This window comes from Pseudomonas sp. SD17-1, from assembly GCF_029201585.1.
In the GTDB taxonomy this organism is placed as follows: domain Bacteria; phylum Pseudomonadota; class Gammaproteobacteria; order Pseudomonadales; family Pseudomonadaceae; genus Aquipseudomonas; species Aquipseudomonas palmensis.
Genome location: NZ_CP104044.1, coordinates 3,537,773 through 3,549,352, shown reverse-complemented (window position 1 = coordinate 3,549,352; position 11,580 = coordinate 3,537,773). Strand labels below are relative to the sequence as shown.

12 protein-coding genes are annotated in these 11,580 nt (G+C 54.7%); 3 read left to right on the top strand and 9 right to left on the bottom strand.

Going from position 1 to position 11,580, the window contains the following annotated elements; genetic code table 11:
- Window positions 1-83: 83 nt before the first annotated feature.
- The 5 genes from N0B28_RS16090 to N0B28_RS16070 form a co-directional block, all read right to left on the bottom strand.
- Window positions 84-632: a JAB domain-containing protein gene (locus N0B28_RS16090; protein WP_010487172.1), complete on the bottom strand. Its 549-nt coding sequence runs from the start codon at window positions 630-632 to the stop codon at window positions 84-86.
- Entirely contained in the window at window positions 604-1,554 is a 951-nt protein-coding gene (locus N0B28_RS16085) for a hydrolase or metal-binding protein (protein WP_190977286.1), read from the bottom strand. Before N0B28_RS16085 ends, N0B28_RS16090 begins: the two co-directional genes overlap by 29 nt.
- 90 nt (window positions 1,555-1,644) lie before the next feature.
- On the bottom strand, window positions 1,645-2,649 hold the full coding sequence (locus N0B28_RS16080) for a lambda-exonuclease family protein (RefSeq protein WP_037009424.1): 1,005 nt from the start codon (window positions 2,647-2,649) through the stop codon (window positions 1,645-1,647).
- 75 nt (window positions 2,650-2,724) lie between these two features.
- Window positions 2,725-3,693, bottom strand: coding sequence for a DUF932 domain-containing protein (locus N0B28_RS16075; RefSeq protein WP_190977287.1), 969 nt, complete (start codon window positions 3,691-3,693; stop codon window positions 2,725-2,727).
- Between the two features lie 91 nt (window positions 3,694-3,784).
- Complete coding sequence (locus tag N0B28_RS16070) at window positions 3,785-4,114, bottom strand: hypothetical protein (protein WP_190977288.1); 330 nt, start codon at window positions 4,112-4,114, stop codon at window positions 3,785-3,787.
- A gap of 951 nt (window positions 4,115-5,065) precedes the next feature.
- Here N0B28_RS16070 and N0B28_RS16065 point away from each other — a divergent pair.
- Entirely contained in the window at window positions 5,066-5,992 is a 927-nt protein-coding gene (locus N0B28_RS16065; RefSeq protein WP_190977289.1) for a Kiwa anti-phage protein KwaB-like domain-containing protein, read from the top strand.
- Window positions 5,993-6,147: 155 nt separating this feature from the next.
- On the opposite strand, the gene N0B28_RS16060 is transcribed toward N0B28_RS16065, so the two are convergent.
- A complete protein-coding gene (locus tag N0B28_RS16060) occupies window positions 6,148-7,404 on the bottom strand; it encodes an integrase domain-containing protein (RefSeq protein ID WP_190977334.1) in 1,257 nt (418 codons plus the stop codon).
- A gap of 279 nt (window positions 7,405-7,683) precedes the next feature.
- Between N0B28_RS16060 and N0B28_RS16055 the strand changes: the two genes are divergently transcribed.
- Complete coding sequence (locus tag N0B28_RS16055) at window positions 7,684-7,902, top strand: hypothetical protein (protein ID WP_190977290.1); 219 nt, start codon at window positions 7,684-7,686, stop codon at window positions 7,900-7,902.
- Between the two features lie 303 nt (window positions 7,903-8,205).
- Here N0B28_RS16055 and N0B28_RS16050 read toward each other — a convergent pair whose 3' ends face one another.
- Window positions 8,206-8,436, bottom strand: a complete 231-nt coding sequence (locus tag N0B28_RS16050) for a hypothetical protein (RefSeq protein ID WP_275727465.1) — start codon at window positions 8,434-8,436, stop codon at window positions 8,206-8,208.
- A gap of 816 nt (window positions 8,437-9,252) precedes the next feature.
- On the opposite strand from N0B28_RS16050, the gene N0B28_RS16045 reads away from it, so the two are divergent.
- Window positions 9,253-9,816 carry a class I SAM-dependent methyltransferase gene (locus N0B28_RS16045; protein ID WP_275727463.1) on the top strand — a complete coding sequence of 188 codons (564 nt, stop codon included), beginning with the start codon at window positions 9,253-9,255 and terminating at the stop codon, window positions 9,814-9,816.
- Window positions 9,817-10,680: 864 nt separating this feature from the next.
- Here N0B28_RS16045 and N0B28_RS16040 read toward each other — a convergent pair.
- Window positions 10,681-10,980 carry a hypothetical protein gene (locus N0B28_RS16040; protein WP_043861032.1) on the bottom strand — a complete coding sequence of 100 codons (300 nt, stop codon included), beginning with the start codon at window positions 10,978-10,980 and terminating at the stop codon, window positions 10,681-10,683.
- A 300-nt stretch (window positions 10,981-11,280) separates the two neighbouring features.
- Complete coding sequence (locus N0B28_RS16035; RefSeq protein WP_153046092.1) at window positions 11,281-11,559, bottom strand: hypothetical protein; 279 nt, start codon at window positions 11,557-11,559, stop codon at window positions 11,281-11,283.
- Between the last annotated feature and the right edge of the window lie 21 nt (window positions 11,560-11,580).

Genomic DNA, 11,580 nt, shown 5'->3' with positions numbered 1-11,580 from the left:
GCCAAAGGCGTTGCCGCCAAGCAGCGTAAGCTCCGCGCGATGTCGAGGGTTGTTGCTAGGCACTGATGATAGGGCATCGGGAGTCATAGGTTTACCGTATCAAAAAAATAGACCGGTCGTCTACTTTCGGTTGTGGATAATCTATACAACGCTGTTTCGATGGTTGCTAATGAAGCAGCAGAAGCTTCATTGGCAGCGCATCGACTGATGCAGCCAAGCGTTACCACGCGGACTTCGCTTTGTAGCAGAAGGATCTGCCTGAGACCCAGTGCCTCACCGGAAGGGTGGTTGTGAACCAGCACGGTTGCCGCGGCGTTGTGCTCCAGAGCAGTCTTGACGACTTCCCGGGGATAGACGCTGGCACTGTCCAGAGTGCCCCGGAACAGTTCGTGAAAGACGATCACCCGGTGCCGGCTGTCGAGCAGAAGCAGGGCGAATACCTCATGCTCGTAGTCGCCCAGCAGCGCCTGCAGGTGGCCGAACACTTCCTTTGGTGAAGTCAGTGCTCGCCCCCGGCGCAGACGCAGATTCGCCAACTGTCGGGCCATCAGCAGGATTTCGGTTTCGGTGACCGGCGACTCGACCAGGTAGGTGCCGGTCGATTCACTGGCCTTCAGCTTGTGCAAGCGCATGGTTGGCTCCTTGAGGGTTATCGGTCGGTGGGGTATGGCGCTGGGCTTGCGCGTCCAGCTTCTCAGCCAGGCTGGGTTTCGCAGAGCGTTGGGGAGTCTTGATGGCTGGAGATGGGCTTTCCTCGGTGGGGTAGAACTCCTCGGCGACGGCGCCAGCGTCTTCTTCGCTGTCCTCGAAGGCGCCATTGCCGAAGCCACGCTGCGCCGCTTCATCCAACGCCGCCTGATCGAAGCCAGCTGCTTGCCGCTGCGCATCGAGCTCATTGGCGGCCAGTAGCGCCTTGGCCATGTCCATGCCGCCGCGTACCGTCAGGTCGACGTAGAATATCGGCGTGCCATGGCTTTGCCGGGTGGACTTTCCGCGCAGGCGCAGCTCCAGCGGCAGGCACGCCAAGCGGTTTCCGGAGATGGCCTGGAAGTAATGCAGCCGGGCGGCGAGGGTGCGGATGCTGTTGAAACCGGTGGTTCGGAACACGAAGCTGCCCAACGGGTCGTCGTCGCCAATGACCACGTTCAGTCGGCCGTAAGGTTTGCAGGCATTGCCTTTGGCCAACGAGCAGGCATCCGGCGAAGGGCAGGGCAGCGACTGCATGCCGTCCGGGGTGACGCGCTTGCAAGTCTCGCCATTGCCGACGCACAGCGGGCGCCCGGACTGGCGGTCGAACAGGCTGTAGTCGGTGCGGAAATTCAGCTCGGGTTCGTTGAACAAAAGGCGTACCGGAATGCTACGCAGCTTGTCGTCCTTACCCTGGCGCAGCTCGTCATTAAGCGGGTGCAGCAGCCACCCGTCCTTGCCTTGTACCTGGGACGTGATGGTGAACTGGTCATCCTTTTCCGGCAGTCGCTTGCCGTTCTTCTCGATGACCTTGCCAATTGAAATCCGTCCGAGCACCGGCGGAGTAATAGCCAGACCTTTGAGCATGGTGAATCTCCTGGAAATGAAAAAAAGCCAGCCACGCAGCGCGAACTGCATGGACTGGTCAAGGGAGGTATGGGAGGGAAAGGTTGGGTTTCAGCCGACCAGGAAGCGCCGAGCACCCGGTTTCAGCAGTGGGTACTTGGCCTGCAGGTAGGGTTTGTCTTTGAGTAAGTGAGCGACATTGAGGCCGATGCTGTCCTTGGCTTTGCGCCAGCTGACATAGCCGCTGGAGAACTCCGCACGACTGGCATCGCCCATGGCCTGCTGCAGCATCTGCTTGAGCTCGGCCTCGCGCTTTTCCTTGTCGGCAATCGACTGACGAACGGCCTTCAGCTCGATGTAAGCCGCTGACAGACCAGCATGCTGGCTGAAGTCGACGACCTGGCCGTTGTCCTCCGGATAGAGACAGCGCAGCGCCGACTCAGCGGAAGCGGTGCCATCTGCCGGTGGCGGGGTGTCCGTTTCCACGTAATGCCAGAACTTGCGCTCCAGCTCGATTAGGCGAGCGATCATCTGCTCGTCTCGCTCAATGCGATGGATCTCCAGCGTTTGGCCACCCAGTAGAACCGCTACATCTGCCGCTTGCTTGCCGGTAACGGCGAGCTGGTGCATCACCTGCAACTGCACATACTCAGGCACGCCCTCTTTCCAGAGGCGTGCCCCGTTTATGCCGGCGGTCTTGCATTCGAGGATCTGCACATCGTCGGCCCCGATCACCTCGCGGTCGATGTTGGCGAGCATCCAAGGCAAATCCGGATCTGGGTGCTGCAGCACGGCGTTGATGCGACGGACCCTGTTCTTGGTGCGTTTGCTGTAGTGCCAAGCCACGATGGGCTCTAGGACATTGCCCCAGTACATCGGGCTTTCCTCATCGTGGGGATCGGCCTTCGGCAATCCAGTATCGCGACCGGTCTTCTCCAGCCATAGTTCCAACTGTGATTTGTAGGGATTGAGACCGACTGCAGCAGCGGCATCCGAACTGCCGATGCCTTGCTTGCGGATCTGCAGCCAGTCCTCGCGCGGAAGCTCCTTGGTGCTGACCAGACGCAGGGCAGGGCGTTTCTTGCTGGTGCTGCCGTTCAATGACGTTGCTTTCATAGTGTTCACCTGCAGACATAAAAACGCCCGACCAGCAGAAGGCTGACTGGGCGCGAGGATGGGTGTGAGTGCTGGTTAAGCGACGAGCTGCAGCGCGGTATCCAGGGCGCCTTGTTTGACCTGCGCCCCCTGGCCGAACCAGGCTGAGTCCATGCGGTACTCGTTGCTGCGCGCACGACGCTCGTGGTCGACATACTCGGTCACGGCGTTGAGCAGGCCCCAGGCGGTGCCGCGTGCCGAGTCGAGCTGGCTGCCGCGACCACGACCTTCGTACCGCTCCTGGACTTTGCGCAGGGCGCGCTCATTCGGTAATACCTCTGGCATTGCACCGTCTGGGCTGGTTTCGCACAGCACGGACATGAAGAATCCCAATGCCTCATGCCACTGCACTTTGCGTTCGGCCAAAGCGCGCATGCGATACATGAAGTCGTCCCATTGCGAGACGGCGATGCCGAGTTGCTTCTTTACCGCTTTGGGATCGAAGCGGGTGTTGTGCGGCACCTTGATCGCTCTGCTGGTGCCGTCGAGAGCTATGGTCAGGGTGTTGTTGCAGACCACGCGCACAGTGGTTGGGGTTACCGTGGTGGCCAGGGTGCCGTCACAGGACGTGGCTAACAACAGATACCCGTTGACCTGATCGTTGCCCTTGAGTGCTGCGCCTTGCCCGGTACGCGCCAGCGCCCAGAACTTGCGGCCACCCTTGAGTACGCCAGCTGTTTCCAGCTCGTAGCCGGAGACTTCGGTGAGGTCACGATAGAACTCCAGCACCTCACGCGGCTGCACGGTGTGATAACGCTGCGAGACCACCGACAGCGGTGCCTTAGTATCCGAACGGAAAAGCACCTTCTGCTCGGGGAAGGAATGGATCGCGCCCAGATGCCCAGCTACTTCTGATTTGAAGTGCACGGGGCTTTCCAGGATCTGCCAGTCCATACCGGCTTCGCGTTGCCAGACTTCGATGGGTTGATTCTGAGTGAGTTGATTGCCCAGGCCGTGCCAGGGTGTTGCGCCAGCGTAGGCCATGGTTTCGACGAGATGTGCCATGTGAGCGATTCCTTTGGGTGCAAGTCGGCATAAAGCGCTGCGCGAGGCGCAGCACCGACTGAATGAGAGAATGAGGAGGTGGAAGGCCGGATCAGGCCGGCAGGTTGAAGCGGTGACCGCAGAGCAGGCAGAGGTTGTGGGCCAGGACGTGGCGGTCGAGCGACTCGCCGAGCTGAGCGCCGAGCGCGCAGCCACCCAAGCCACCGGCTAGGCCGCCGAGGATGGCGCCCGATACGGAACCTAGGGTGATGCCGGCAGGGCCGGCGAACGCGCCGATAGCGGCGCCAGCCTGACCACCTGCCAGGGCAGCGCTGACGCCACGCGCGGCACCGCCCACGGTACCAACGGCGGCACCAACTTTCATAGCGTGATGGAAGGACGCGACTTTAGGGGAATGACAACGGGGGCATTGCAATGACATGGAGAATGACCTTCTACTGTTGATGTCATCGCGATCATGTGTGGCTGAGATTTTTTTGAATCGAATGGTCGCTTTTATCAGCGAAACCAATGGTGTAACGGGCTATATCGGCCAATCGCAGTCCTCCGATGGGTTGGGAAACAGAGGGCGATTCATTGCGGGGGGGGGGCAGCATTTAGCCAAGCTAAATTAACAGCCTGGGTCTAAACCGTGTAAGCGCCAATAGCCTAGACTCTTTAGCTTGCTGGAGCATTATGCCACTAGCCGCAGCCAGTGATCGCCGTTATCCTGATTCCCATCATTTTTTGCGCCACCAGGGACGGATAATTTCGCCCCGCCCTAGCAGGGATGCACAATGGAACTCAGGCTAGTATTCGCCGCAGCAATCTTCTTGGGCTCCTACCTTCCGCTCAGCATCATTCTGCTGATTCAGGACTTGAAGGTCGAGCTCATCAGTAGACCTTTTTGCTCAACGCTTTCGCGGATGTCGTCGGAGTGCGAGCTCCCTTTCAATAATTCTGGCCTTGCTATTGGATTTGTTCTCTGCTGCTTGGTTTGCTTTCTAACCACCATCGTTGTGATCTGGTGTAAGCAAGAGCCTCAGAGCGTTACTATCATTGAGTCAAAACAAATTCCAACTGACCTAATAAACTACGTAGTGCCCTACATAGTCTCGTTCATGAGTCTTGAGTATTCACAATTGACCAAGGTGATGGGCTTTGCGCTATTCATGATGTGGATTTTCTGGTTGTCCTACAAAGCCGGCCAAGTCGTCCTCAATCCAATTCTGATTATCCTAGGTTGGAAGTTGTACGAGATCAAATACACGTACCAGAACAGCCCAACTGAGCGCGTAGATAAAGCCTTGGCTAAAACTGAGTTTAAGCCCGCAGCCAAAGCCTGCATCGACGTAGAATTTATACAAGAAGTCATAGTGAAAAGGGATTAATCATGGCAGTGCTGCAGGATCTACACGATTTTGATCTCGAACAAGCAACGGTCAATTTCTGGGTATTCAAACGATATACAAAAGGTACGCCACCAGAGCCAAAATACACGGGCAAATGGGTAAGCCTGGATAATGACCTCAAAGTGGCATTGAGGACGACGGCAGCCGCCTTCAAAGCGGGGCTCACTGAAACACTTGAATACGGGTTACTCGCCGAAAACAATCAATCGAGTGCGCTCACCATTCCGCAGGACGAAACTCACGCAGCCAAGTTCGTGGCAGAGTCGCATGACCAGACCCCAGCCAAGCGAATCTCCAAAATGGAAGAGCTCGCCAACGCCGAGTTTTACGTGGTGAAATTCTCCAGTGCTCAGGGCAATCTGTACTGTGCGCGCAAGACGGATTCAACATGGAAGACCAAGAAGCGAGCTGGTGCCATTCATACCTTTTTCAAATCCAAAACGCTCAAACTTGATGAGGCGCCCAGCTTTCACATCGCTAAGGACTTCGACATGGCGGTGCTGGATGACACCATATTCATCAAACACAAACCCAGCTTTGAATCGATATTGAGCCATAAGGCTGCCCACCAGGATGATTTTACTCAGCTCCTAGCCCAGGCTGATTTCCAAGCACTTTTCACCACCACCGACGCGGTGAGCGCCTACGTTGGTACAAATGCCATGCAGCTTCGCAGGGCTTCTGCCATCAAGATGAAGGGCCATTACCTCGATGCGAGATTCATGGGTAATCTACGACGCGAGTACGCTAACTTTGGTCTAAACATCCCCTTCCAAGCTGACGGAAAAATTGCGCCTACGCCAGAAAGCTGCCCTGATATTTTCAAAGCGCTACTAGATCACCGGCTTAAGTCTCACTTCTCTGAAAAGATTTATGACGTTCAGAACACCGCTGAGACAGGGGTGTGAGTAGAAAAGGGAGGGCCACATGTCCTCCCTTTTAAAAATCACCTGTGCCCGACCAGCAAAAACGAATTGTCCTCGGTTTGCAAGACACAACCAGTGCCTGCTATTCGCCATTTTTACCTTATCTTCACCCGCAATTTCGGGGCGCCGTTTGTTAATCAGCGTATTGAAACGACTTTTCTGTCGCGATTCTCCTGGATGGCTGACACCGACAGATTGCCCGTTGCTGCCTCCTGGATGTGCTCACTCCACCAGATCATCATCGGGCGTCTCCGCTCGATATAGTCCGCACGATTGTAGGCGCTGCGAACCTCATCCTTGTCTACGTGGGCAAGCGCGACCTCGATCAGTTCAGGATCCCAGCCGTGCTCGTTGAGGATGGTGCTCGCCATCGAGCGCATGCCGTGGCTGACCAGACGCCCCTCGAAGCCCATTCGTTTCAGCGCCATGTTGGCGGTCTGGCTGTTGCAGTGGGTACGAGGGTTCCGGTCTGCGGGAAACACATACTCCCGATGTCCACTGTAGGGCTTGATCGCTTCCAGGAGTGCAAGAGCCTGCTCCGTGAGCGGGACAATATGCGTGCGGCGCTTCTTCATGCGCTCCGCAGGGATCGTCCAGATCTTCTTCACGATGTCGATGTCCACCCAGCGGGCGGTCGCAGCCTCGGCTGGCCGGGTCATGGTGTGGAGCTGCCATTCGATGAGGCAGCGGGTCGTTCTTTTGATACTGGCATTGGCGATTGCCACCATGAGCTCTTTCAGCTCATCGGGGGGGAGTGCCGCCATGTTTTTCTTTTTCGGCTTCTTGAAGACTGAGCGGATACCACTGAGCGGGTTTGCGTGAATCAGTCCCGAGTTGACCCCGTAGGTCATGATCTCGTTGAGCCGCTGCGTCAGCCGCTTCACGGTTTCAAGGCTGCCTTTGGTTTCGAGTGGCCGGAGCAGGTTGATGACTTGAGGTGCGCTGATAGCTGAGATCGGTGTGGAACCCAAGTCCGGGAATACGTGCAATGTTAGCGAACGCCAGATGTCCTCAGCGTAGGCCGGCGTCACAGCATCTTTCTTCAGCTCATACCAGGACGTTGCCACATTCTGGAATGTGTGCTCAGTCGCAGCTTGTTTAGTTTGCAGCACCGCATCCCGTTTCTCTTTAGGGTCGATGCCGTGGGCAAGTGCTTCTCTCGCTTCAACGGAACGCTTGCGTGCTTGCGCTAACGAGACTTCAGGGAAGGTTCCTAGTCCCATGTTGATCCGCTTCTTCGTCACAGGGTGTCGATAGTTGAAGTTCCATAGTTTAGAGCCATTGCTTCTCACTCGCATTTGTAGTCCGCCGCCATCAAATAAGACGTAGTCCTTTTCAGCAGGCTTGGCAGATTTGATTTTGAGTTCAGAGAGACGGGTAGCTTGTGCGCACATTGGCATTCCAGAATTGATTTTGGCATTCCAAAAATTAGCACCTAAGCGCTTGGAATGCCATTTGGAATGCCAAAAGGCGTGGCTGCTCATGGACGTCAGTGGATACCGATGGCCCTGAAAGCCCCGTATTTACTGGGTTTTAGGCACAAAAAAAAGACGTCCGTGGACGTCTTTGTTTGATTATTTGGTGGAGCCGGGGGGATTTGAACCCCCGTCTGTAATCGTACCTACAGACAGCGACCTATACTCGGGGGTGATTACCTCTTGGAGGCGGCAAGGATGGCTAAAATCGATGCGGAAACGTTGCTTGCGCGAATGGAGCAAGGTGACGAGTTGATGGCCCAAGCCTTTGAGGCTTTGCGTCCCTACGAAGAAGCAAAAGGTGTGCTTGATGTTGATGAAGTAAAACAGCTGCGCATCCAGGCAGAGTCCTTTATCGAGGCTGTTCAGGCATATCAGCTACGCGCCCTCGGCGGTGAAGCTCCGGTTCTTCACTGAGATCAAACGGTCGCTGTCAGCTCAAATTCAGTTCCGCAACTGAAAAAGCGACCCTTGCTATGGAAGGGATTGAGCTCGTTCTGAAAAGGTGAATTGCGGAACATCGATTTTTCTATCTCATTGTTTTTAAAGGAAAATTTAATGGACTTGAAAACCGTCGATGGGCAACTATCCTAGAGTTCGAATCTCTACGCTTCCGCCACTTCTAAAGCCCTGATTATTCAGGGCTTTTTGCGTTTCTGAGGGTAGGGAAAAAGGCCTCGGGAACACGCTTGGGAATTCTTTTCTTTCGCATTGTCCCCCCTATTGCTCATTCTGAGCCAGGATGTTGCTGATCATGGTCACTAAACTGCGCTCCACTCCGTCAACCTCAAGCAGGGCCCGCAGCTTTTTGTGTGTCTTCTGCTGCTTCACGCCCAGGGCAACGCCCTCGATGTAGTTCCTCCTCAGCACTCGCACGTCCGCAGGACGCTGTCCTGTCAGATACGCCAGATCCATGGACAGCATGGCTTGAAGCGTTATACCCAGTTTCATTCGGGCGTACTGGCTGCCAACCAATAGTCATCTGCCGCGGCGTTCGGTGAAGTACCAATGGAGCTCTTCAAGCCAGCCGCGCTGGTAGCTACTGGCCTTCTAGCCGGTCAGTTCAGCCAGCTCGTTGTCCAGGAGTATTTCGATTTACGTGGGATAAGCCCCACGCCGCAAATGGTAGCGGAGGCGGGGAGGAGGTAGTCGCAGCTGAAGCTCGAACCGCTATCACTGGAGCTGGATGAGGTGCAGTTGGCGCTGGAGTAACTGCTGTGTGGGCGTATTGGCTCGTAGCTGCCAACCGGGTTTCTATCTACAGTCCACCTTGTATCCCTAATGTGATACTTGCATGAATCGGCTTGGGCAGTTATGTTCAAAAAGTCTCCATTGAATTAATCTTGCATCGAGATTCTCCCGTAATGAACAATTAATGTGTGTTAGCCTCTTTCGGATTTGCCAAAAGTCAAAGCACGTAATTGTTTGAGTTGATATGGCCTGTTACCTTGAATTGATCGATGGTGACGGCTAATAAAGCCTTCTTGCTTTACTGTTTGGCGTTGTTCTCTTCTGTAGGGATAAGTAACGATGACTGCCCGATTCTCCTAAAAAGATGTTTATGATCATAATCAGAATGTCTGGAACCGACTTGCTCGCGAAGGTTGTGATTGGTCGAAGCCAGTTTCTGCCGAAGTTATTCAGGCTGCTCGAAGAGGGGAGTGGAAAATACAACTTATCCCCGCAGAGCTCCCGACAGCGTGGCTTAACGATGTGCAAGGGAAGCGCATTTTGTGCCTAGCTGCTTCCGGAGGGCAGCAAGCCCCCGTGTTGGCGGCTGCGGGGGCTGAAGTGGTTGTGATGGATGCCTCTCGCGATCAGCTGGCATTGGATGATATGGTTGCAAAGCGAGACGATCTTTCTCTACGCACGGTCTTGGGAGATATGCAGGACTTGTCTGAATTTGATGATGAGTCATTTGACCTGATTTTTCATCCGATCTCGAATCTGTATGTGCCCGATATTCGTAAAGTATGGGCTGAATGTTATCGCGTACTCGGTAAGGGAGGAAAGCTGCTCAGCAGCTTTTACAATCCGGTAGTATTCATTTTCGACCGCTCTACTGACCTGGCTAAAAGCGGTTTGATGAAACCGCGCTTCACACTGCCTTACGCAGACATAACCGATCTGAATGCTGACGAAATTGAGGGTAAGATAGCGAGAGGTGAGGCATTCGTATTTGGTCACACGTTAGCGGAGCAAATAAGCGGGCAGCTGGAGGCGGGCTTGCTGCTAACAGGCTTCGAAGAAGCTTTTCAGCCGGTGCCCCGATTTCTGATCGACAACTACATGCCAACATTCATCGCAACGTGTTCCGTCAAGCCGGGGTAGCTTTTGTCTGGCCCCGCTAAAAGTGCGGAGCCAGCAACATCCGGTCTTTGCAATGACATTCGATACGTTCAAATCTCTCTGGCCACGCCCTTGGCCCTGATACCGAGGTCGTGGCACCTGCCTGTCTTCCGCAAGCTCCATGAGCTGCTCAGCGCACAGCGGTGCGTCGAGCATCTGGCGCGAGGCGGAATCATTGAATAGGGGTGATATGCTTTGCCGCTGACCAAACAGGGAGCGTGGCAATGGGGTGGAGAAGCAAGCTGGTAGCGCTCAGGCAGAGGTTCACGCGTCGGCAGCGGTTAGTTGTTGGTGGCGGCGTGTTTGTGGTCGCCCAAGTGGGCTCTTTCTCGTACCCGAGCCAATACTGGCTGTACCTGGTGATCTTCGGGGTTATCGTCCTGAGCAGCGCCTGGTCACCCGAACTGCACCGGAAGCGTTGATGCTCTGACGGGCAGCGTCGTCATTGAAGCACTCGCCAGCTCTTGGTAGGCCCGCTAATTGGTCTGGCTACGAGTGCCAGCCCGCCCGCACCGAACATCGCTGTCGAGGATGCTGGCCTCACTGTAAGCGATGACCCGGCGCACAACCAGTAGTGCTGCCTGGTAGATAGGCACTATTTTTCTCTCTGAAAAAATTAGCCGCGCAAAAGAATCGGGCTGTTTCGTGCACTATTTTTTCAAGGCGCTCAGGTGCGTGACGAGTGAACGAAGATTGGCGGGTGGGCTGATCAGGGCATAAAAAGAAAAACTTGCGAGCAGGCCATGGCGGCCTGCTGCAATAACAGTCAGGAGTAGCGAGTGCAGTAGTGTTTTTTACTTTACAGCTTTTCTGGAGGGCTACTCTTTTTACGGTGCTTTCTGGTTTTTAAGATGCACTCCGGCAGCTTTCGCAGCGCCATCCCTTGTAACTTTCTGCTTTTTCAAGCGCTGCAACCAAATCACGACCGGCTATCGTGTTTTGGCAGTTGTTGTGTTTTTCGTTTGGTTTTCTCATCCCCTCGCATTGTTTCTTCAGGAAGGGGCTCACCACCGCCTGCTGCCTTGACGTAAGCGCTCTGAACCCCTTGTCTACGGCTAGCTGGGCGTAGCTTTGTACGCTCGGCTTTTCACCTTGAAATGCGTTCTGCGCGATAAGGGCCGAGAAAATCTCTCGCTCGATAGTCATTCGTTAATCCTTTATTCAACCAACAAGTTTGCTCATGTTTTTTATTATTCTGAGCAATGCGAAAGCATACGTTACCATCGGGTGAGGTTTTATTGAACTGGGTTTCCATCCAGCTATAAAAACGCACAGCTTCACATTTTTTGGTCAATAAAGGTTGGGTTCCTGGTATTTAAAATATTTCAACAGGTCATTGTTACAATTTATTTCTTGTTCAAAAAAAGTTTCGCTCTCACTTTAATGGGATCGTGCACCGTGTAAGTTTCCTGCCTTTTCCGCTAAGTTTTACGGTGACGACACGCCTTATGAGTTTTTATGAAGTTCCGCGATTTCCTGTGCCGGGCTGCCACTGAGTGCGCAGCTCGTGGGGAACACCCGCCCTGTCGATTTCAGCTGCAGGTCGTGCAGGTCCTTCGTCAGCCCCTGGTTCATCGCCACAAGCTTGGCAATGTTCCTGCGCGCCTTGCCCAGCTCTCGGGTCAGGTATTCGGCCTCATTCGTAATGAGCACCACCTGGTGCTTCCACATCTCCAGCTCAGTGGGCGCTCCGAAGCCGTCAAAGTCTTCAATGTCTTGGGTCATTTCCGTCACCATATGGATACT

Bases quoted from the DNA above. Each gene is read 5' to 3' on its own strand.
- N0B28_RS16055 (WP_190977290.1), top strand. From the start codon at position 7,684: ATGGCTAAAATCGATGCGGAAACGTTGCTTGCGCGAATGGAGCAAGGT.
- N0B28_RS16085 (WP_190977286.1), bottom strand. From the start codon at position 1,554: ATGCTCAAAGGTCTGGCTATTACTCCGCCGGTGCTCGGACGGATTTCA.
- N0B28_RS16065 (WP_190977289.1), top strand. From the start codon at position 5,066: ATGGCAGTGCTGCAGGATCTACACGATTTTGATCTCGAACAAGCAACG.
- N0B28_RS16050 (WP_275727465.1), bottom strand. From the start codon at position 8,436: ATGAAACTGGGTATAACGCTTCAAGCCATGCTGTCCATGGATCTGGCG.
- N0B28_RS16060 (WP_190977334.1), bottom strand. From the start codon at position 7,404: ATGTGCGCACAAGCTACCCGTCTCTCTGAACTCAAAATCAAATCTGCC.
- N0B28_RS16070 (WP_190977288.1), bottom strand. From the start codon at position 4,114: ATGTCATTGCAATGCCCCCGTTGTCATTCCCCTAAAGTCGCGTCCTTC.
- N0B28_RS16040 (WP_043861032.1), bottom strand. From the start codon at position 10,980: ATGACTATCGAGCGAGAGATTTTCTCGGCCCTTATCGCGCAGAACGCA.
- N0B28_RS16075 (WP_190977287.1), bottom strand. From the start codon at position 3,693: ATGGCACATCTCGTCGAAACCATGGCCTACGCTGGCGCAACACCCTGG.
- N0B28_RS16035 (WP_153046092.1), bottom strand. From the start codon at position 11,559: ATGACCCAAGACATTGAAGACTTTGACGGCTTCGGAGCGCCCACTGAG.
- N0B28_RS16080 (WP_037009424.1), bottom strand. From the start codon at position 2,649: ATGAAAGCAACGTCATTGAACGGCAGCACCAGCAAGAAACGCCCTGCC.
- N0B28_RS16090 (WP_010487172.1), bottom strand. From the start codon at position 632: ATGCGCTTGCACAAGCTGAAGGCCAGTGAATCGACCGGCACCTACCTG.